Source organism: Halomonas meridiana (genome assembly GCF_009846525.1).
GTDB lineage: Bacteria > Pseudomonadota > Gammaproteobacteria > Pseudomonadales > Halomonadaceae > Vreelandella.
The window spans coordinates 746347-767305 of sequence record NZ_CP024621.1 but is presented as its reverse complement, the minus strand read 5'-3'; the positions used below and the strand labels follow the sequence as shown (position 1 = coordinate 767305).

At 59.8% G+C, this 20959-nt stretch carries 14 protein-coding genes; 2 read left to right on the top strand and 12 right to left on the bottom strand.

The features are described from left to right. Positions 1–175: 175 nt before the first annotated feature. Positions 176–499, top strand: a complete 324-nt coding sequence (gene fdxA / locus CTT34_RS03765) for a ferredoxin FdxA (RefSeq protein WP_044628866.1) — start codon at positions 176–178, stop codon at positions 497–499. Between the two features lie 497 nt (positions 500–996). Here the strand turns inward: fdxA and eno are convergent, their stop codons facing one another. The 12 genes from eno to pilM all read right to left on the bottom strand — a co-directional run bounded on the left by eno (position 997) and on the right by pilM (position 18143). Then, positions 997–2286, bottom strand: coding sequence for a phosphopyruvate hydratase (eno, locus tag CTT34_RS03760; protein ID WP_159341245.1), 1290 nt, complete (start codon positions 2284–2286; stop codon positions 997–999). A gap of 68 nt (positions 2287–2354) precedes the next feature. Continuing rightward, a complete protein-coding gene (gene kdsA, locus CTT34_RS03755) occupies positions 2355–3218 on the bottom strand; it encodes a 3-deoxy-8-phosphooctulonate synthase (RefSeq protein WP_159341244.1) in 864 nt (287 codons plus the stop codon). Between the two features lie 10 nt (positions 3219–3228). Beyond that, on the bottom strand, positions 3229–4884 hold the full coding sequence (locus CTT34_RS03750; RefSeq protein WP_159341243.1) for a CTP synthase: 1656 nt from the start codon (positions 4882–4884) through the stop codon (positions 3229–3231). Between the two features lie 333 nt (positions 4885–5217). Next, complete coding sequence (locus CTT34_RS03745) at positions 5218–6636, bottom strand: FAD-dependent oxidoreductase (RefSeq protein WP_062362444.1); 1419 nt, start codon at positions 6634–6636, stop codon at positions 5218–5220. Between the two features lie 32 nt (positions 6637–6668). Further along, the gene (gltB, locus tag CTT34_RS03740; RefSeq protein WP_159341242.1) at positions 6669–11111 is read right to left on the bottom strand and encodes a glutamate synthase large subunit; all 4443 of its coding nucleotides are present in this window, start codon (positions 11109–11111) and stop codon (positions 6669–6671) included. Positions 11112–11551: 440 nt separating this feature from the next. Next, positions 11552–12670 carry a 3-dehydroquinate synthase gene (gene aroB / locus CTT34_RS03735; protein WP_159341241.1) on the bottom strand — a complete coding sequence of 373 codons (1119 nt, stop codon included), beginning with the start codon at positions 12668–12670 and terminating at the stop codon, positions 11552–11554. Continuing rightward, a complete protein-coding gene (gene aroK / locus CTT34_RS03730; protein ID WP_159341240.1) occupies positions 12667–13233 on the bottom strand; it encodes a shikimate kinase AroK in 567 nt (188 codons plus the stop codon). Before aroK ends, aroB begins: the two co-directional genes overlap by 4 nt. Beyond that, complete coding sequence (locus CTT34_RS03725; RefSeq protein WP_159341239.1) at positions 13233–15296, bottom strand: type IV pilus secretin PilQ; 2064 nt, start codon at positions 15294–15296, stop codon at positions 13233–13235. The genes aroK and CTT34_RS03725 overlap by 1 nt, the downstream gene beginning before the upstream one ends. A gap of 57 nt (positions 15297–15353) precedes the next feature. After that, complete coding sequence (locus tag CTT34_RS03720) at positions 15354–15872, bottom strand: pilus assembly protein PilP (RefSeq protein ID WP_159341238.1); 519 nt, start codon at positions 15870–15872, stop codon at positions 15354–15356. Next, positions 15869–16519 (bottom strand): type IV pilus inner membrane component PilO, encoded by a 651-nt coding sequence (locus CTT34_RS03715; protein WP_159341237.1) that lies wholly within the window; start codon positions 16517–16519, stop codon positions 15869–15871. Before CTT34_RS03715 ends, CTT34_RS03720 begins: the two co-directional genes overlap by 4 nt. Then, on the bottom strand, positions 16516–17085 hold the full coding sequence (locus tag CTT34_RS03710) for a PilN domain-containing protein (protein WP_159341236.1): 570 nt from the start codon (positions 17083–17085) through the stop codon (positions 16516–16518). The genes CTT34_RS03715 and CTT34_RS03710 overlap by 4 nt, the downstream gene beginning before the upstream one ends. Then, positions 17082–18143 carry a type IV pilus assembly protein PilM gene (gene pilM / locus CTT34_RS03705; protein WP_159341235.1) on the bottom strand — a complete coding sequence of 354 codons (1062 nt, stop codon included), beginning with the start codon at positions 18141–18143 and terminating at the stop codon, positions 17082–17084. Before pilM ends, CTT34_RS03710 begins: the two co-directional genes overlap by 4 nt. A 193-nt stretch (positions 18144–18336) precedes the next feature. On the opposite strand from pilM, the gene CTT34_RS03700 reads away from it, so the two are divergent. After that, the gene (locus CTT34_RS03700; protein WP_159341234.1) at positions 18337–20865 is read left to right on the top strand and encodes a penicillin-binding protein 1A; all 2529 of its coding nucleotides are present in this window, start codon (positions 18337–18339) and stop codon (positions 20863–20865) included. Positions 20866–20959 lie beyond the last annotated feature (94 nt).

Below are 20959 nucleotides of genomic sequence, written 5' to 3'. Positions count from 1 at the left end.
ATATAATGAGCGGCAGTAATCGCATCAACAGATGAGCGTGAGCGCTTGCCGCCGGGTATGGGCACCACTAGAATGTCGGCCATACTTTTTTATCTTATAAAAAACCGCTGATTTATAACCATTCACGATTGACCACGACCGGGAGACTTCTCGGTCTCGCAAGAGGGATAGCAAGATGACGTTTGTCGTTACCGAGAACTGCATCCAATGCAAATACACCGACTGTGTGGAAGTGTGCCCGGTCGACTGTTTCTACGAAGGCCCCAATTTCCTGGTCATTCACCCAGACGAGTGCATCGACTGCGCGCTGTGTGAACCAGAGTGTCCGGCTGAGGCGATATTCTCCGAGGACGAGCTGCCAGATGGTCAGGAGCAGTTCATCGAGATCAACGCGGAGCTGGCCGAGGTGTGGCCCAATATTGCCGAGAAGAAAGACCCGCTCCCCGATGCCGAAGAGTGGGACGGCAAAACCGGCAAGCTGGAAAAACTCGAGCGCTAAGCGCTGCGTGTCGACACGCCGCAAAAAACCAGCGTAAGCGCTGGTTTTTTTGTGAGCGGATGAACAGCGCTTCAGCGCTGCGTAAATGGCGGGCATAAAAAAAGGCGGCCCGTAGGCCGCCCGCTCCAAGCACTTCCTCTGACCACTCCCTGTGTCAACCTCCTCAGGTGACGTCCTTGCCAGGGCTCACATCACTGTGTCACCCGGCGCACCTACCTGCATCCCGTTGCATCCTGCCTGAAGCATCCTTGCCTCCCCTTGTCCTGAGATCATTGTGGCAGAAGCGGCTAACTTCTCAACCAAGCCCAAAACGCAAAAGGCGAGCCTTACCGGCTCGCCCCTCTCTCACTAAAATCTTAAATATCAACGACTTAAATTAAGATTAGTGAAAAAATTCGCTTTTTCTTACATGGTTCCGAGCGAATGTCGTCGGCATTTGTAAGAGATCTCTTACAAATTTTTGAGAGATCTCTTACACGCGGAGGCTATTTTTCCGCTTACTGACCTTTAATCGCTTTCAAACCGGGGTAGCTCACATCGCCAAGCTCGGCTTCGATCACCAGCAAGCGGTTGTACTTCGCGACACGGTCAGAGCGGCACAGTGAGCCGGTCTTGATTTGACCAGCGCAGGTGCCCACGGCCAGATCGGCAATGGTGGTGTCTTCGGTTTCGCCACTGCGGTGGGAGATGACCGCCGTGAAGCCTGCATCCTGGGCCATTTTGATCGCATCCAGGGTTTCAGACAGCGAGCCGATTTGGTTGAACTTGATCAGGATGGAGTTACCGATCTGCTCATCGATGCCGCGCTTGAGGATCTTAGTGTTGGTCACGAACAGGTCGTCCCCCACCAGCTGCACTTTGTCGCCCAGCTTGTCGGTCAGCGCCTTCCAACCAGCCCAGTCGGACTCGTCCATGCCGTCTTCGATCGAGACGATCGGATAGTCGGCACACAGGCCCGCCAGGTAGTCCGCAAAACCTTCGGCGTCGTAGCGCTTGCCTTCGCCAGAGAGGTTGTACTGACCGTCTTTGTAGAACTCGGATGAGGCACAGTCCAGCGCCAGCGTGACGTCGCTGCCCAGGGTGTAACCCGCATCGGCAACGGCTTGCTTGATGACCGCCAGCGCGTCGGCGTTGGACGCCAAGTTCGGCGCAAAGCCACCCTCATCGCCCACCGACGTCGAGAGGCCTTTGGCGGAGAGCACTTTTTTCAGCGCGTGGAAAATCTCCGCGCCCATACGCAGACCTTCACGGAAGTTCGCAGCGCCGACTGGCTGTACCATGAACTCCTGGATGTCCACGTTGTTATCCGCGTGCTCGCCACCGTTCAGAATGTTCATCATCGGCACCGGCATGCTGTACTGGCCGGGCTGGCCGTATAGCTCGGCGATATGCGCATACAGCGGCACGCCTTTGGCGTTTGCCGCCGCTTTCGCCGCCGCCAGAGATACCGCCAGAATCGCATTGGCACCGAGGGTGGCTTTGTTATCCGTGCCGTCCAGCGCCAGCATGGCGTCGTCCAAGCCCCGCTGGTCCCGCGCATCCATTCCCAACAACGCATCGCGGATCTTGCCATTCACGGCCTCGACGGCTTTCAAAACGCCTTTGCCGAGGTAGCGTGCCTTGTCGCCATCGCGCAGCTCGAGCGCTTCGCGGGAGCCCGTGGAGGCACCGCTGGGTGCGCAGGCAACGCCGACGGCACCGCTTTCCAAACGTACGGTGGCCTGAACGGTCGGATTGCCGCGCGAATCGAGCACTTCCAGCGCACTGATTTCAACAATTTTGGTCATGACAGTGTCCTTTGGTTGTCGGTCTAATCGATGAGAGGTCCAATGTATACCACGGATTGCCGCCGCGATTAACGGATGGTCAAGGGCTCGAAGCCTTTTACCAGCGCGTCTAATTGCGACAGCTGCGTCAAGAACGGCTCAAGCTGGTCCAGCGGCAGCGCGCAGGGGCCGTCGCACTTGGCGTTATCGGGGTCTGGATGAGCTTCCAAAAACAGTCCGGCCAAGCCCACGGCAACGCCCGCACGAGCAAGCTCGGCGACCTGAGCACGGCGGCCATCGGCGCTGTCCGCACGGCCACCGGGGCGCTGCAAGGAGTGGGTCACATCGAAGAACACCGGGTAGCCGGTCTGCTTCATGTCACCAAAGCCCAGCATATCCACGACGAGGTTGTTGTAGCCAAAACTGGTGCCCCGCTCGCACAGCATCAGGCGGTCGTTGCCCGCTTCCTGAAACTTGGTGAGGATATGGCGCATTTCATGGGGGGCCAAAAACTGCGGCTTCTTGATATTGATCGCCGCACCGGTTTTCGCCATCGCCACCACGAGATCGGTTTGGCGCGCCAAGAAGGCCGGCAGTTGGATAATATCGGCGACTTCAACAGCAGGCGCTGCCTGCCACGGCTCGTGCACATCGGTAATGATGGGTACGTTATAGCGCGCCTTGATATCGGCCAGAATTTGCAGGCCTTTTTCCAGCCCAGGACCACGATAGGAGTGGATCGAGCTGCGATTCGCTTTATCGAAACTGGCCTTGAACACATAAGGCATACCCAGCTTTTGCGTCACATTCACGTAGGCCTGCGCGACTTCATCGGCCAGCTCCGCCGACTCCAGCACGTTCATGCCGCCTAACAGCATAAGCGGCAAAGAATTGCCGGCGGTTAAGCCGGCAACGTTGATGTGATGCTCTGGGAATTGGGACTGAGAAGACATGCTTCCCCCTTTATTCCTGAGGTGCGGCGTGGGCACGGGTACGTGCCGTTTTATGCTCTAGCGCGGCATTGACGAAGCCAGAGAAGAGCGGATGACCGTCGCGAGGCGTCGACGTGAACTCCGGGTGGAACTGACACGCCACGTACCAAGGGTGGTCCGCCAGCTCGACGACTTCGACCAGCGACTGATCGACGCTCTTGCCCGAAATCACCAGGCCTGCGGCTTCCAGATCATCGATGAACTGGTTGTTGACCTCGAAGCGGTGGCGATGACGCTCAACGATTTCGTCGGCACCGTACGCTTCGCGGGCTTTGCTGCCAGCGGCCAGATGGCACACTTGGCCGCCCAAACGCATGGTGCCGCCCAAGTCGGAGGCCGCGTCGCGCAGCTCGATCTTGCCTTCGGCGTTGATCCACTCGGTGATCAACCCCACCACCGGGTGCTTGGTGTCGTGGGTAAACTCGGTGGAGTTGGCGTCTTTCCAGCCAGCCACGTTGCGGGCGAACTCGATCACCGCTACCTGCATGCCTAGACAGATACCCAGGTAAGGGATGTTGTTTTCACGGGCAAACTGGGCGGTCAGGATCTTGCCTTCCACGCCGCGCTCGCCAAAGCCGCCGGGCACCAGAATGGCATCTTTACCTGCCAGACGCTCGGTGCCGTGACGCTCGATGTCTTCAGAGTCGATGTAGTCGACATTGACCTTGATGCGGCCCTGAATACCTGCGTGGATCAGCGCTTCGTTCAGCGACTTATACGCATCCAGCAGCTCCATGTACTTGCCGACCATGGCGATGCTGACGGACTTCAGCGGGTTGAGCTTGGCATCGAGTACCTTGACCCACTCCGACAGGTCCGCAGGTACTGCTTCCAGGCGCAGCTTGTCGCAGACGATATCGTCGAGGCCGTGCTCGTGCAGCATCAGCGGAATGCGGTAGATGGTGTCGGCATCTTGCAGCGGCACCACCGCGCGCTCTTCCACGTTGGTGAACAAGGCAATCTTGCGACGCTCGCTCTCTTCGAGCTCCACTTCGCTGCGGCAAATCAAAATATCGGGCTGGATACCGATAGAGCGCAGCTCTTTGACGCTGTGCTGCGTCGGCTTGGTTTTGGTTTCGCCAGCAGTCTTGATGTACGGCACCAGAGTCAGGTGCATGTAAATGGCGCGGCTAGCGCCCAGCTCGCTGCGGATCTGACGAATGGATTCTAGGAACGGCAGCGATTCGATATCGCCCACCGTACCGCCGATCTCCACCAGCGCCACGTCGAAGCCTTCGCCTCCGGCGTAGACGCGCTGCTTGATCTCATCGGTAATGTGCGGAATGACCTGCACAGTGCCACCCAGGTAATCGCCACGGCGCTCTTTGCGCAGCACGTGTTCGTACACACGGCCGGTGGTGAAGTTGTTGCCCTGGGTCATTTTGGTGCGAATAAAGCGCTCGTAGTGACCTAAGTCCAAGTCCGTCTCGGCGCCATCCTCGGTGACGAACACCTCGCCGTGCTGGAAAGGACTCATAGTGCCCGGGTCCACGTTGATGTACGGGTCGAGCTTGAGCATGGTGACCTTAAGGCCGCGGGCCTCTAGAATCGCCGCCAGCGAGGCCGACGCGATGCCCTTGCCAAGAGAGGACACAACGCCGCCGGTCACGAAGATATATCGTGTCATGGAAAACCTGTCGAAACGTGATCAAAAGGCGTAACAGAAAGCCACACCAGGATGGGACGACAGAATAGCAGAGTACGCCTTAAGGCTCAATTTGAACTGAAACAGCGCCAGCCTCGGTCGCGAGCTAAAGCTGCCTCCCACCCTAGCTACTGGCTGCACATAAGCAGTGGGAGGCCGATTGATCGGGCTAAAGGATGCCGATGCACAGTTGCCCCAGAGGTAGGTCTGCGCGAGGGCGCTGTGAACCCATCCCTGGGCGCTACTTTTGTCATCCATGACAAAAGACCCTCGCTACGACCTACCCCTGGTGCTGTTCGGCATGACATACACACTTTACACGCCTAGGTAATCCAGAATGCCCTCAGCGGCCTGACGCCCTTCATAAATAGCGGTGACCACGAGATCGGAGCCACGCACCATATCGCCACCGGCAAAGATTTTTTCGTTGCTGGTTTGGAAGGCGTACTGACCGTGCTCAGGCGCTTTAACAAGATCCCATTCGTTAACGTCGATATTGGCGCTATCGAACCACGGTGCCGGGCTTGCCTGGAAACCAAAGGCTACCACGACCGCATCGGCCGCAATGATCTCTTCAGACCCCGGCACCACTTCAGGGCGACGACGGCCGTTCTCATCCGGCTCGCCCAGGCGCGTGCGGACTACCTTCACACCCTCGACCTTATCTTCACCCACCACCGCCACCGGCTGGCGGTTGAACAGGAACTCGACGCCCTCTTCTCGCGCGTTGGCGACTTCACGGCGCGAGCCCGGCATGTTCTCTTCATCGCGGCGGTAGGCACAGGTCACGCTGGCCGCGCGCTGACGAATCGAGGTGCGGTTACAGTCCATCGCGGTATCACCACCGCCCAGCACCACCACGCGCTTGCCTTCCATAGAGATGAAGTCGTTCGGGTCTTTCTCGAAGCCCAAACGTCGGTTGACGTTGGCAATCAGGAAGTCCAGCGCCTTGTATACGCCGGGCAGGTCTTCACCGGGGAAGCCGCCCTGCATGTACTTGTAAGTACCCATACCCAGGAACACAGCGTCGTACTCCTGCAGCAGCGTCTCGAACTCGACATCGGTGCCGATTTCGGTATTCAGACGGAACTCAACGCCCATCTCCTCGAATACCGCACGACGGCGCTCCATGACGTTCTTTTCCAGCTTGAACTCAGGAATACCGAAAGTCAGCAGACCGCCAATTTCGGGGTACTTATCGAACACCACTGGCTTGACGCCATTGCGCGCCAGAATATCGGCACAGCCTAAGCCCGCAGGGCCTGCACCGACAATCGCAACCTTTTTATCGGTCCACACCACCTTGGACATGTCCGGGCGCCAGCCCATGGCAAAGGCGGTATCGGTAATGTACTTCTCTACCGAGCCAATGGTGACCGCGCCAAAGCCGTCGTTGAGGGTGCAATCGCCTTCACACAGGCGGTCTTGCGGGCACACCCGGCCACACACTTCCGGCAGCGAGTTAGTTTTGTGGGACAGCTCGGCGGCTTCGATAATGTTGCCTTCCACCACCAGCTGCAGCCAGTTGGGGATGTAGTTGTGTACCGGGCACTTCCATTCGCAGTAGGGGTTGCCGCAGTGCAAGCAGCGGTGCGCTTGGCTCGCCGCATCGGTGGGCTTGAACGGCTCGTAAATTTCCGCGAACTCTTTGGCCCGGGTATGCGCCGGTTTTTTCTGTGGGTCTTTACGACCCACGTCGACAAACTGAAAATCGTTGTTTAAACGGTTGGCCATGATCTCTCTCCTCGAAGCGTAGGCGCTGACGGTTATTGCGGCTGACGCCGAGACTGATCCAGCAGACTACCCAGGCTGGCCGCTTTCGGCTTCACCAGCCAGAAGTGGCGCGCGTAGTCGCTAAAGTCTTCCAGAATCGCCGCACCGCGTGCGGAACCCGTCGCGGCCACGTAGGCCTCGATCATTTCCCGCAGGTGTCGACGGTAGGCTTCCATCGCTTCGGTGTTGACCCGGTGAATTTCGACCAGCTCGTGGTTGTACTTGTCCACGAAGGTCCGGTCTTCATCGAGCACATAGGCAAAGCCACCGGTCATGCCCGCCCCGAAGTTAACGCCGGTTTCACCCAGCACGCAGACCAAACCACCGGTCATGTACTCACAGCAGTGGTCGCCCGCGCCTTCGATCACGGCCGTCGCGCCGGAGTTACGCACCGCAAAGCGCTCGCCAGCGGTACCTGCGGCAAACAGCGTGCCGCCTGTCGCCCCATAGAGGCAGGTGTTGCCGATGATGGCCGTTTTGTGGCTCTCGAACTGGCTGACTTTCGGCGGCACGATCACAATGCTGCCGCCGTTCATGCCTTTACCGACGTAGTCGTTGGCATCGCCTTCCAGGTAAAGGTTCAGGCCGCGGGCGTTCCACACCCCAAAGCTCTGGCCTGCCACGCCGGTAAAGCGCGCGGTGACCGGAGCGGCCTCAAGGCCCTCTTCACCGTAACGCTTGGCAATCGCCCCGGAGGTGAGCGCCCCTACACTGCGGTCGCAGTTAGTGATGGTGAAATCGAACGTGCCGCCAGACTGAGACTCGATGGCCTCTTTCAGCGCCGCCAAGACTTCCTGGTTTTTGGCACCCGGGTCGTGGGGCACGTTGCGGCTCACTTCACAGAACTGCGGCGCATCTGCAGGCACGAAGTCGTTCGCCAGCAGCGGCATTAAGTCCAACTTACGCTGCGACGCCGTGTTGCCTTCCAGCACTTCCAGCAGGTCCGTGCGGCCAATCAGGTCGGTGAGCTTGCGAACGCCCAGCATGGCCATCAATTCACGCACTTCTTCGGCAATAAAGCGGAAGTAGTTTTTCACCATATCCACGGTGCCGCGGAAGTGCTCGCCACGCAGGAAGTCATCCTGGGTTGCAACACCGGTGGCGCAGTTGTTCAGGTGGCAAATACGCAGGTATTTACAGCCCAGCGCGACCATCGGCGCGGTGCCGAAACCGAAGCTTTCAGCACCCAGAATCGCCGCTTTGACGACGTCAAGGCCGGTCTTCAGACCACCATCGGTTTGCAGACGAATTTTGTCCCGCAGGCCGTTAATGCGCAGCGCTTGATGCACCTCAGGCAGGCCCAGCTCCCAAGGGGAACCGGCGTGCTTGATGGAGGTGAGCGGGCTGGCTGCGGTGCCGCCGTCGTAGCCAGACACGGTGATTAAATCCGCATAGGCTTTGGCGACGCCGGTGGCAATAGTGCCGATCCCTGGCTCGGAGACTAGTTTTACCGAGACCTGCGCGTCTGGGTTGACCTGCTTGAGGTCAAAGATCAGCTGCGCCAAGTCCTCGATGGAGTAAATATCGTGGTGAGGCGGCGGTGAAATCAGCGTGACGCCGGGCACCGAGTAGCGCAAGCGGGCAATCAGTTGATTGACCTTACCGCCCGGTAGCTGGCCGCCCTCACCGGGCTTGGCGCCCTGGGCTACCTTGATCTGCAGCACTTCGGCATTGACCAAGTAAGCCGGGGTCACGCCAAAGCGCCCAGAGGCGATTTGTTTGATTTTCGAGCTGCGAATGGTGCCGTAACGCGCCGGGTCTTCGCCGCCTTCACCGGAGTTGGAGCGACCGCCCGCCTCGTTCATGGCCTGGGCCAGCGCTTCGTGCGCCTCGGGAGAGAGCGCACCCAGCGACATACCGGCGCTGTCAAAGCGCGGAATCAGCGCTTCAATGGGCTCGACCTCTTCCAGCGGCACCGGCGACTCGGAAGGCTTGAGCGTCAGCAGGTCACGAATGGTGGCCACCGGGCGCTCGTTCACCAGCTGGGCAAACTTTTTCCACTTGGCGTAGCTGCCTTCTTGCACGGCGGCTTGCAGCGATTTCACTACGTCCGGGTTGTAGGCGTGGTACTCGTGGCCATGCACGTACTTGAGCATGCCGCCTTGGGAGATGCCTTTGCGGGGAATCCACGCATCCTTGGCCAGCAGCTCTTGCTGAAGCTGAAGCTCGGCAAAGCCGGTGCCCTGAATACGAGAGGCCATGCCCACGAAGCAGGTATCCATGACTTCATCCGCCAGGCCGACGGCTTCAAACAGCATGGAGCCACGGTAGGAAGCCAGCGTCGAGATGCCCATCTTCGAAAGAATCTTGAACAGTCCTTTCTGCAGGCCCTTACGGTAGTTCTCGCGAGCATCTGCTGGGTTGCCGGTCAGCTCGCCCGTGCGGTGCATATCCGCCATGACCTGATACGCCAGCCACGGGTAGACCGCCGTTGCGCCCACACCGAACAGCACCGCCATCTGGTGCGCATCGCGAGCGTAACCGGTCTCGACCACAATGTTGGCGTTGGGGCGTAGCGCCAAGCGGCCAAGGTGGGAGTGAACGGCACCCACCGCCAAGGCTGCCTGAATGGGCAACTGGCCTTTGGGCAGCTCCGCATCGCTCAGCACCAGAATCACTTTACCCGCTTTCACCTGCGCTTCGGCTTCTTGGCATAGCGCGGTGATCGCCTGCTGCAAGCTGGTCTGCTCAGGGTCATAGCCCAGCGTCAGCATGTGGCTGGCAAAAGCTGGATCATCCTGGCTTACCAGGGCAGTGAATTTACGCGGCGAGAGCACCGGCGTGGTCAAAATCAAGCGGTGAGCGTGTTCCGGCGTGGCCTTGAAGACGTTCAGCTCCGCACCACAGCAGGTTTCCAACGACATCACGATCGCTTCGCGCAGCGGATCGATCGGCGGGTTGGTGACCTGGGCAAACTTCTGACGGAAGTAATCGGTCAGCAGGCGCGGGCGACTCGACAGTACCGCCATGGGCGTATCGTCCCCCATGGAGCCCACCGCTTCCTGGCCACTTTCCGCCAGCGGGCGCAGCACCTGGTCGCGCTCTTCGAACGTCACCTGGAACATCTTCTGCTGCACGTTCAGTGCCTCAGTGTCCATCGTTTGGAAGCGCGCCAGTTCGGTCAGCGCCGACTCCAGGTAGTTCGCTTCCTGCTTCAGCCAGCGCTTGTAGGGGTATGCGGACTTCAGGCGATCATCGATATCCTGAGTGTGCAGTACTTCGCCCGTTTGGGTATCCACGGCCAGCATCTGGCCGGGTCCGACGCGGCCTTTTGCCACCACGTCTTCCGGCTTGTAGCCGTAGGTGCCGATTTCGGAGGCCAGGGTGATGTAGCCATTCTTGGTAATCACCCAGCGCGCGGGACGCAGGCCGTTACGGTCCAGCATACAGACTGCTTGGCGGCCGTCGGTCATCACCACGCCCGCAGGGCCGTCCCACGGCTCCATGTGCATGGAGTTGTACTCGTAGAACGCGCGCAGCTCGGCGTCCATGGTCTCGACGTTTTGCCAGGCGGGCGGCACCATCATGCGCACGGCGCGGTGCAGCTCCATGCCGCCGGTCAGAAGCACTTCCAGCATGTTATCCATACTGGAGGAGTCGGAGCCGGTGGTGTTGACGATTTCGTCCAGCTTGGCGATATCCGGCAGACGCTCGTTAACGAAGTTCGCCTTACGCGAGTTCGCCCAACCACGGTTGGCTTCGATGGTGTTAATTTCACCGTTGTGCGCCAGCAAGCGGAACGGCTGCGCCAACGGCCAGCGCGGTGCGGTGTTAGTCGAGAAGCGCTGGTGGAACACGCAGATGGCGGTTTCCAGACGTGGGTCGTTCAGGTCTTTGTAGAACGCCGGTAGATCTTCCGGCATCACCAAGCCTTTATAGGAGACGACTTCAGTGGAGAGCGACGCCACGTAGAAATCTTCGTCGCTGCGCAGCGCCTGCTCGGCGTAACGGCGACCCATGAAGAGGTCGACATCGAAGTGCTCGCTGCTGCCAGGGGCAACGAACACTTGCTCGATGCGCGGCAGGCAGTCTAGCGCCATGGGGCCACAGACGCTGGAGTCCGTGGGCACTACGCGCCAGCCCAGCACGTCCAAACCACGCGCGCTGAGTTCAGCAACCAGCGTCTCTTTCGCTTTAGAGGCACGCGCATCGTCGTTGGGCAAAAACACCGAGCCCACCGCAAAGCGCTCGCCCAGCTCGACGTCGAGCGCTTCTTTGGCGGCAGCACGCATGAACTGTGCGGGCATCTTCAGCAGCAGACCGCAACCGTCGCCAGTTTTACCATCTGCCGCGATACCGCCACGGTGGGTCATGCAAGTCAGTGATTCAATAGCCGTTTTCAGCAAGTCGTGGCTGGCCTGCCCTTCCATGTGGGCAATAAGGCCAAAGCCGCAGTTATCGCGAAACTCGCCTGGCTGGTGAAGACCTCTATTCATGGGCGTGCCTCTAGTCAGCGTATTTTGTAAGCAGCGTTTTTATGGTATTATTACGGGTTTTTCTTTTTTTATGGCTCTTGTTACCCGCCCGAAATAGGGTGTTTTCCGCATTCGCTGCTGCAAGAAAATGGTCGCTCAGCATAGCGATTTGCCACCGCGTAGCGCAATCGCCCGGCGTGCGCCAATCGCTAAAAACCCTCGCCAAAACCCGTAGTTGCATTACCGTTCAATAAAAAAACAGTTATACTTCAACGGCTTGCAATGCAAAGAAACGATATTTTAACGACCGAAAGAGCTCATTAGACTTTAGTCTAATTATCACCAAAAACCCCATGCCGATAGCGCATAAGGCATACGGATATCATTACGCAATGCTTGTATCGGCTCTTCACGGGCAGAAAAAAACCCGCCTGATCAGAGGCGGGTTCCGAGCGGTAAGGCTAGCCAACTATCCCCTGGCCGCGAGGGTAGCCATCCAGTAGCTGCCGTAAGGTGTCGGCTGGAGTGGCGTCGCTGACGCAAGCATCGCCCAAGTCCTTCAGCAGCACCAGACGCAGACGCGCATCGACGTTCTTTTTATCCAACCGCATACGCGCCAAGAAGTCATCCGTCGACATGCCCGCGGGCGCGACCAGCGGAAGACCCGCGCTTTCAATCACCCTTTTCGTGCGCTCAAGTGCATCCGCGCTAATCCAGCCAAGCTGATGAGAGAGCGTGGCGGCCATCGCCATGCCCGCTCCCACGGCTTCGCCGTGCAGCCAGTTGCCGTAGCCTTGATGCGCCTCGATGGCGTGGCCAAAGGTGTGTCCAAGGTTCAAGAGCGCCCGCACGCCCTGCTCGGTTTCGTCTTCCGCCACGATATCGGCTTTGATCTGGCAGCTCTTGGCGATGGCTTCAGCCACCACCTCGGGTTCGACACGGCGTAGCGCCGCCATGTTTTGCTCAAGCCAAGCGAGGAAGGCCGCATCGCGAATAAAACCGTACTTCACTACCTCGGCAAGCCCCGCTGAGAGTTCCCGAGCGGGCAAGGTGGTGAGGGTAGCGATATCGACTACCACGGCCTTGGGCTGCCAAAACGCGCCAATCATGTTCTTACCCAGCGGATGGTTCACGCCGGTTTTGCCGCCCACCGAGGAGTCCACCTGCGACAGCAGCGTGGTGGGCACTTGGATGAACGCCACGCCGCGCTGATAGGACGCCGCTGCATAGCCCACCATATCGCCCATCACACCGCCGCCTAAAGCAATCAGTGTACAGCGCCGATTGAAGCCTGCTTCGAGCAGCGCATCCCAAATGCGCCCCACCTGCTCGATGGTTTTGTACTGCTCTCCGTCAGGCAACACCAAGGTACGCACGTCGAGCTGCTCGGGCAACACGTCCTGTAGCGCCTTCAAATAGTGCGGGGCCACCGTCTCGTTGGTGACGATCATCACCTGATGACCTGCCAGATAAGGCACGAAGCTATCCGAGCGTTGGAGCAGCCCCACGCCAATGTGAATGGGATAACTGCGCTCACCCAGTTCAACGGTTAACGTGTGGTGATGGGCTTGTTCGGTCATGGGGATACCTTTTTCTGCGGGGCGCTGGCAGCGTCCAACGGATCGATCATGCGGTGTACGCGGCGTAAAATCTCGTTGACCACCGCCCGCGGGCTTCGGCGATCCGTGCGCACGGTAATGTCAGACGTCGCGCGGTAGAGCGGGTCGCGGGTGGCAAACATGTCGTTGAGCACCTGCTCGCGGTTGGCACACTGCAACAGCGGGCGGTTGCGATCCTTGGCGGTCCGTTTTAGCTGCTGTTCGACGGTGGTCATCAAGTAGATGACCGTGCCGCGCTCACGCAGGGCACGGCGGTTCTCTTCCCGCAGCACCGCGCCACCGCCGGTGGCAACGACCACGTCCGCTAATTGGGTAAGCTCGTCGATCATCTGGATTTCACGCTGGCGAAAGCCGGGCTCGCCCTCTACGTCAAAGATCCAGGGAATATCGGCACCGCAGCGGTCCTGTATGGCGTGGTCGCTATCGTAAAACGGGCGCGATAGCTCTCCCGCCAACAGGCGGCCTATCGTGCTCTTACCAGCCCCCATGGGGCCTATTAAAAAAAGATTGGGTAAATCCTGCATCAGCGAACCGCCAAACCATCATCAAGTAGTCGTGGAGTAATAAAGACCAGTAACTCTACCTTTTCATTGCTCTCTTCGGTATAGCGGAACAGGCGTCCTAGCACCGGAAGGTCACCGAGAAGCGGCGTCTTGGCCATTTGGCTAAGCTGCTCTGTGGTCAAAATACCGCCTAACACCACCGTCTGGCCATTATCCACCAGCACCTGGGTTTCGATTTGATTGGTATCGATGGGCGGCTCGCCGCCAAACTCGCTCTCACGGAAGCTATCGTTCTTGATCACCAAATCCATGATGATGCGATTGTCCGGGGTGATTTGTGGGGTCACCTCCAGCGACAGCTCCGCCTCTTTGAATTCGGTATCCGGGTTGCCCTGGGCATCGACACTCTGGAACGCCCGCTCTTCGCCCTGGCGAATGGTGGCGGTGCGCTGGTTGGCGGTAATCACGCGGGGCTGGGAGATCGTCTGGCTCTTGCCTTCGCTTTCCAACGCGCGTAGCTCCAGGTCGAGCAGAATATCCCCAGAAAGGTAGCCAAAGCTAAAGCCGGTGTTGGCTGCCGCCGTGGAGCCCAAATCCACCGCCAGCCCCCCCTGAGCGCGGTTGATGCCGTCAGGGTTGATATCGCGACGTGAGAACGTACCGTCGTCTCCTTCTACAAAGCCGCGGGTGCTGGAAACGCCCCAGTTCACGCCCAGCTCACGAGACGCCGTATCCCGGGCAATCACGATGCGCGCCTCTATTTGTACTTGGCGTACCGCCACATCAAGACGGTCGAGGGTACGCATGATGTCGCGCACCTGATCGGCAGTATCTTGGATCAACAGCGTGTTGGTGCGCTGATCGACACTCACCCGGCCACGCTCGGTCAGCAAACCAAAGCCTTCCGCCCCACGCAGCAGTTGGGCCAAGTCTTCGGCCCGGGCGTATTTCACCTCGATGAACTCGGTCACCAGCGGCGCTAACGTCTGCTGCTGGTTGCGCGCTTCGATCTCTTGGCGCTCGATCTCCGCCAGCTCCCCCGCCGGTGCCACGACAATGACATTGCCCTGCTCACGGCTTGAGAGTCCCTGACTTTGCAGAATCAGCGCCAGCGCCTGATCCCAGGGCACGTCGTTCAGATTGAGCGTCACCCGGCCCGTGACGCTGTCGCTCGCCACCAGGTTCAGGCCGGTAAATTCGGCCAGGGTAGCCAGCACCGCGCGTACTTCGATATCTTGGAAATTGAGGCTCAGGCGATCGCCGGTAAAACTCTCGCCCTGCTGATCGCGCTCTTGCTGGCTGGCTTGGCTCACTGGCTGCACTTCGACGGTGAGCGTACGACCGCTTTGCGATGAGATCATCGCGTAGGGACCGTTGGTTTGCAGCTCCAGCAGCGTATCGCGCTGCCCAGAGCGAGGCGTGATGCGCGTAATCGGCGTCGCGAAATCGGTCACATCGTAGATTTGGTTGAGCGCATCGGGAATGTCCACATCGCGCAGTTCGGCCACGACCACTCCGTCACTGCCTTCGCGCACCTGGGTCACCACGCCTTCGCGGTCGAACGTAACCAACAAACGACCGGCGCCATCCGCTCCCCGGCGAAAATCGATGTCGGTGACTTGCGGCCCTTCGTCGGTTTCCAGGCCGCCACTGACCGGCTCGGACGACGCGGCGTTCATGGCCGCTGGCGCAGACGGCGGCGCACTGGCAGCCGCCACCAGCGTAATGCGCAGCTGGTCGCCTTCCACTCGGGAGGTGTAGTCGAGCGGCTGGCGTAAATCGACCACCAGACGCGTTCGGCCATTTCCCTCCAGCGCTGTAATCTGCTCGACGCTTGCGTTCTCCACGCTGATCCGGCGCTGGGGCAGATCGCTCTGCGTATCGGCCAGATCCAGCGCCAAGCGGGGCGGCGCGTCCAATCGGTAGCCGCGCAGTTCGGCGACACCGCCGCTGAATTGCAGGAGCAGCTCGACCTCACCGCTGCCGGTTTGGCGCACATCCAAATCGGTTAGCACGGACCCAAAAGCAAACGTTGGCATCAGAGCTAACAGTGATAGCGTCATTCGACGAAGTGTAGCGGCCATAGGTGTCATCCGGTAACAAGTCATGAAGTGGGTTGCCTGGTGGCGTGAGCGCGCTGGCTACTCATCCAAGCTGAGCGTTGCCTGACGCTCCTGCCAACCCACCTGCTGATTTAAAATACGTTCGGTGATGTGCACTTCCTGCGGGCGAATGTCGGTGACCTGCCCGTAGTCGGTGCCGAGATAATTGCCTTCACGCACGCTGGTCACGCTGCCGTCCGGCGCGCTGATCAGCGCCACCTGCTGCCCCCCCATGCGCAGCGTGCCCACTAAACGCAGGCTTTGGAGCGGAAACTGCTCGAGCGGCTCGGCCTTTCGTTGCTGGTCGGGGGCCAAGGCGCTGTCGAAGACCGCAACCACGTCGGTCGCCCGCACGCTCTCAGGTGCCAGAAAGGGGCTGCGGGTGTCACTATAGCGGTAATCCACCGGCTGGTATTCGGGAATCGTCGGAATGATGACCGGCGGCTGCCCCGTCGGGGCACGCCGAATCTCCTCCATGACCGACTCTAGCTGGCTGAGGTTGGCATCGCCACAGCCTGCCAGCAGCGCCACCATGCCAATGCTGAATAAACGCTTCATGGGGCTGGCACCTCCCCTTCGCCTGCTTCTTCTATATAGCTATAGGTGCGGGCCACCAGCGACATTCGCAGCGACTCCCCACTCTGCTCGGCAGGCGAAAGCGCGACATCGTGCTGGGTCACGATACGTGCTAGCTGGCTAATATCGGCCACGAATTGCGCCAGCTCGTGATAGCCGCCACGCACCTGAATATCCAGCGGGTGTTCCACATAGTGCGTGTTGCTCACGGTGGGACGCAGGCGAATCGTCTCGATACTGAGGTCATTATCCAACGCCGCATCGCTAATACTGTCCAGCAACGAGGGAATTTCGGCACTGGTGGGCAGCATGGAACGCATGGTGGCCATCTGCTCTTCGAGAGCGGTGAGCTGGTCGCGCACTTCGGGCAAAAACGCCGCTTCGGAAACTTTGCTGCGGTATTCGTTCAAAAGCCGCGCCTCTTGGCGCTCCGCTGCTTCCAGCTCGACGCGCTTTTCGCTCACCAACCACCAACTCAGCCCGCCAAGGGCGACGCCAAACGCCAGTGCACCACACAGTGCTTTGAGCAGCACAGGCCATTCACCCGCCTCTTTGACATCCAGCGCCTGCCAATCCAGGGTTTTCAGCCGCTGCCACTCATCCTGCCACCGCTCGCGCCCCCACTTCATGGCGACTCCTCCTCATCACCGAGCTCTTCCAGCGAGGATTGCACCACTTCGAACTGGAACATGCGACTGTTGCCATCCTGCCCGCTGGTGACTTCCGACAGGAGCGGCACGCCAAGCTCTGGCACGCTGGCGAGCTGACGAAGCTGATCGGAGACCTGACGCTCGCTGCCTGCCATGGCCGATACGCTCACCTGCTCGCCGGTGCGCGTCAGGCGCTGATACACCACGCCATCCACCGCACTCGCGGCGATAGCATTGAAAAGCTGCACGGTGCTGATCCGCTCGGCTTGCAGGGTTTGAAACAGCGTTAACTGTTCACCCAAGCGCTCGGCGGTTTGCTGGTAGCGCTGTACGTCGGCAATTTCGTTGTTCAGGCGCTCGATGTGCTGGGTGATGTAGGCATTACGCTGCTGCTGGGCGGCTAGCTTTTGCTGGTAGAGCTGGGCGACCCCCAGGCCCAGGGCAATGCCCGCCACCAGCATCAGCACCACGACTCCGTAAAAACGGCGGGTCCGCTTTTCCCGGCGCGCTTCCCGCCAGGGAAGCAGGTTAATCGTGATGCTCATAGCCCGACCCTCATCGCTAAACCCCCAGCGGTGAGCATGGCGGGGGCATCGTTGGTCAGACCTTCCATGTTGAGGCGCTTGTTGACCCGCATTCGCTGGAACGGGTTGGCAATGGTCACCGACATGCCGCTATCTTCGGCAATGCGTTCGGCCAAGCCGGGAATGACGCTGGAGCCGCCCGCTAGCACGATGTGTTGCACTTCATGCTGACGGCCAGCGGTATAGTAAAGCTGCAGCGAGCGTCCCACCTGCTGCACGACGGTCTCCAGAAACGGATTGAGCACTTTGTCGTGGTAATCCTCTGGCAGGCCACCGCGCTTTTTCGCAAAGCCGGCCTCTTCGTTGCTCAAGGAGTAGTGATCGCGAATAGCGTCGGTGAGCTGGCGGCCGCCAAACACGGTATCGCGGCTGTAGACGATATGGCCACCACGCACCACGTGAAAGGCGTTCATGTTCGCGCCGATATCCACCAGCCCGACGCAGGCGTTGGGGTCGCTGTCTACGTTGAGCTGGCGGCGCAGCTCGGCCAGCGAACGCTCCATGGCGAAGGTTTCCACGTCTACCGCCGCGGGCTCTAGCCCTGCCCGCTCCAAGGTTTCAGTGAGCTGCGACACGTCCTGCTGGCGGCAGGCGACCAGAATGACTTGCTGCTGCTCGTCATCGAAGGGCGCGGGCCCAAGGCAGTGAAAGTCGAACGCCACCTCGCTGAACGGAAACGGAATATGCCGGTCAGACTCGGCGATGATCCGCTCCTCGATCTCGTCTTCGCTCAGCGATACGGGAAACTGGAGCGTCTTGGTAATGGCGGCGCTGGCCGGAACGGCCACGGCCGCCTTACGCGTAGACGGTTTGGCATGCTCGACGGCACGACTCAGCACGTTGGCAACATCGTTCATATCACGAATGCGGCGTTCGACCACCGCGCCCTCGCGCAGCGGACGTACGGCATAGCTCTCGACCTGATAGTTGTCGTTACACCGTTTGAGTTCGAGTAGCTTGACGGTGGCCGACGTAATATCGACACCAATCAACCCTTTACTGGGTTTTAGTAAGCGCATGTTGAGTTCGACTCCGCCTGCCTGTCGTGCGAGTTTCGAGGTTACATGATTTTTAGTTAAGGCACACGCCAATGCCTCTACGTCATATCAACACTGGTGGCCGCTGCCTCCCCTTCCTATAATGGCAGCCAATTGCGCGCTATGGCGGTTACACCACCATACCTACTCTTCTTTTCACGGGTGCCCACTGTTCATGACGTTTTTACGAACTCTTGTGCTGTCACTATTTTCGCTGGTCGTTGCGCTCTCGGGTGCGGTCATACTGGCGGTGATCGGTGCCGCTATCTATTTCTCGCCGGGCCTGCCCGACGTGCGCCAGCTGCAGGATTTCGAACTGCACACCCCGCTGCGAATCTTTACCAACGACGGCAAGCTGATCGGCGAATTCGGTGAAGAGCGCCGCATGGCGATCGACTTCGACGACATTCCCCAAGACATGATCAACGCGCTGATCGCCGCCGAAGATGCCAGCTACTTCGACCACGCCGGTGTCGACCCGCGCGGCCTAGCGCGGGCGGCGGTCGAGCTGGTACAGAGCGGCGGCACCATTCAATCGGGCGGTTCTACCATCACCATGCAGGTCGCGCGTAACTACATGCTGACCCTGGATCAGACTTTCACGCGTAAGATTCGAGAGATTCTGCTGGCCCTGCAAATGGAACAAATCCTCGATAAAGAGGAGATCTTCGAGCTTTACGTCAACAAAATCTTCCTGGGTAACCGCGCCTACGGGATTGCCGCCGCCGCCGAGACCTATTACGACAAGCCGCTGGCCGAGCTGAGTCTGGCAGAAACGGCGATGATTGCCGGGCTGCCCAAAGCACCCTCGGCGTTCAACCCGCTGGCCAACTCCGAGCGCTCACTGATCCGCCGCAACTGGATCCTGTTCCGTATGCGCGAGCTTGGCTATATCGATAACGATACCTACCAGAATGCCGTGCAGGCGCCGGTCACCGCGCGCCGTCACTACACGCAAACCGAAGTGGATGCCGCCTACGTGGCAGAGATGGCTCGCCAGTACGCCATCGAACGCTTTGGCGACACCGCCTATACCGGCGGCTACCGTATTTACACCACCATCGACAGCGAACTGCAGCCCTTTGCCCGCCAAGCGCTGGCCAACGGTCTGATCGAGTACGACCTGCGTCACGGTTGGCGCGGTGCCGAGCAGGAAGACATCGCGCCCAGCTTGGTAGAAGCCCAAGAGCAGACCAATACCCAGGGCCTGGAAGAGGAGCTGTCCGAGTCGCCGGAAATACGCCAAACCGCACGTCAGGCTGCCCAACGCAGCCAAACCGAAGTCGAAGGTGTGGATGGCGATGTGAGCAACTGGCTACAGGTACTGGAGCGCACGCCTAACTACGGCCTACTGCAACCCGCCATCGTAGTAGAGAGCAGTGGCCGCGAGATGCAGGTACTGACCCGTGGCGGTGAGCTGCAAACCATTCCGTGGAGCGGCCTGAACTGGGCGCGCCCCTATTTGAGCCCGCGTAGCCGCGGGGCCGAGCCCAGCAGCGCAGCGCAGATTGCCGAACGTGGCGATATGATCCGTGTCATCGAAACCGACGACGGCACGCTGCGTCTCTCTCAGCGCCCGGATGCCGAAGGTTCGCTGGTGGCGCAAGACCCGCGCACCGGCGCGATTCTGGCACTTCAAGGCGGGTTCGATTTCAACGCCAGTAAATTCAACCGTGCCGTTCAGGCCCAGCGCCAGTCTGGCTCGATCTTCAAGCCGTTCATCTACCTCGCCGCGCTACAGGATGGCGAAATGAACGCTGCCAGTGTGGTCAATGACGCGCCGGTGGTGCTGGACGACGGCAGCGATTCGCTGTGGCGTCCGGTGAACTCCAGCCGCGACTTCCAAGGGCCGATGCGCCTGCGTCCGGCGCTTGCGCGTTCGCGCAATCTCGTCACCATTCGCGTTCTGCAAACCATGGGGCTCGACCACACCATTCAGTACCTCGAAGGCTTTGGCTTTGCGCCTGAGCGCCTTCCCCGCGGTCTGTCACTGGCCCTGGGGAGCGCCAGCCTCACGCCCATGGAGATGACCAACGCCTACGCGGTGATCGCCAACGGTGGCTTCCAGGTCGCGCCTTGGTTTATCGAGCGCGTCACTCGTGATGACGATAACGAAGTCATTGACGAAGCCACGCCGCAGGTGGCCTGCGTGAACTGTGCCGAGGACCAGGAAACCGTCGAAATCGATGGGAAGAGCTACCCTATCGCGCCCCGCGTCGCTGACCCCGCAGCGGTGTACATCCTGCGTGACATGCTGCGCGACGTCATCACATCGGGCACGGGCCGGGCAGCGCTAAGCCTGAACCGTGACGACATCGTCGGTAAAACCGGGACGACTAACAGCCAGCGGGACGCTTGGTTTGCCGGTTTCAACAGCAATCTCGTAACGACGGTGTGGGTCGGTAAAGACAGCAACGACACCATTGCCGAGTACGGCGCGAATGCTGCACTGCCGATCTGGATCGACTTCATGGGCGATGCGCTGGAAGGGACGCCCTCTGCGCTGCCAGAGCGTCCCGATACCATCGTCACCGCGCGGGTGGACCCGAATACCGGCCGTCGCTTGCACGATGACCAGTCTGGCGGCATCTCGGAGCTGTTCCACCAGGATCATCTGCCCGACTTCCAGCCTCGCCGTATCAGCCAGGAGCTGGAAGAGGCCAGCGGCTCGCAGGGGTCAGGCACGGCAGAGTCGATCTTCTAAGGCACCGACCATCGGTTAGCCCACGGGTGAGCCGTTGACACGAAAAGCCCGGGAGCTGACGTTCCCGGGCTTTTTTGGTGCTGCTTGTCTACTC

What these genes read in the sequence shown, in the direction of transcription:
- CTT34_RS03700 (WP_159341234.1), top strand. Translation starts at nt 18,337, where the DNA reads ATGACGTTTTTACGAACTCTTGTGCTGTCACTATTTTCGCTGGTCGTT.
- CTT34_RS03710 (WP_159341236.1), bottom strand. Translation starts at nt 17,085, where the DNA reads ATGAGCATCACGATTAACCTGCTTCCCTGGCGGGAAGCGCGCCGGGAA.
- aroK (WP_159341240.1), bottom strand. Translation starts at nt 13,233, where the DNA reads ATGCAGGATTTACCCAATCTTTTTTTAATAGGCCCCATGGGGGCTGGT.
- CTT34_RS03725 (WP_159341239.1), bottom strand. Translation starts at nt 15,296, where the DNA reads ATGGCCGCTACACTTCGTCGAATGACGCTATCACTGTTAGCTCTGATG.
- eno (WP_159341245.1), bottom strand. Translation starts at nt 2,286, where the DNA reads ATGACCAAAATTGTTGAAATCAGTGCGCTGGAAGTGCTCGATTCGCGC.
- pilM (WP_159341235.1), bottom strand. Translation starts at nt 18,143, where the DNA reads ATGCGCTTACTAAAACCCAGTAAAGGGTTGATTGGTGTCGATATTACG.
- kdsA (WP_159341244.1), bottom strand. Translation starts at nt 3,218, where the DNA reads ATGTCTTCTCAGTCCCAATTCCCAGAGCATCACATCAACGTTGCCGGC.
- aroB (WP_159341241.1), bottom strand. Translation starts at nt 12,670, where the DNA reads ATGACCGAACAAGCCCATCACCACACGTTAACCGTTGAACTGGGTGAG.
- fdxA (WP_044628866.1), top strand. Translation starts at nt 176, where the DNA reads ATGACGTTTGTCGTTACCGAGAACTGCATCCAATGCAAATACACCGAC.
- CTT34_RS03750 (WP_159341243.1), bottom strand. Translation starts at nt 4,884, where the DNA reads ATGACACGATATATCTTCGTGACCGGCGGCGTTGTGTCCTCTCTTGGC.
- CTT34_RS03715 (WP_159341237.1), bottom strand. Translation starts at nt 16,519, where the DNA reads ATGAAGTGGGGGCGCGAGCGGTGGCAGGATGAGTGGCAGCGGCTGAAA.
- gltB (WP_159341242.1), bottom strand. Translation starts at nt 11,111, where the DNA reads ATGAATAGAGGTCTTCACCAGCCAGGCGAGTTTCGCGATAACTGCGGC.
- CTT34_RS03720 (WP_159341238.1), bottom strand. Translation starts at nt 15,872, where the DNA reads ATGAAGCGTTTATTCAGCATTGGCATGGTGGCGCTGCTGGCAGGCTGT.
- CTT34_RS03745 (WP_062362444.1), bottom strand. Translation starts at nt 6,636, where the DNA reads ATGGCCAACCGTTTAAACAACGATTTTCAGTTTGTCGACGTGGGTCGT.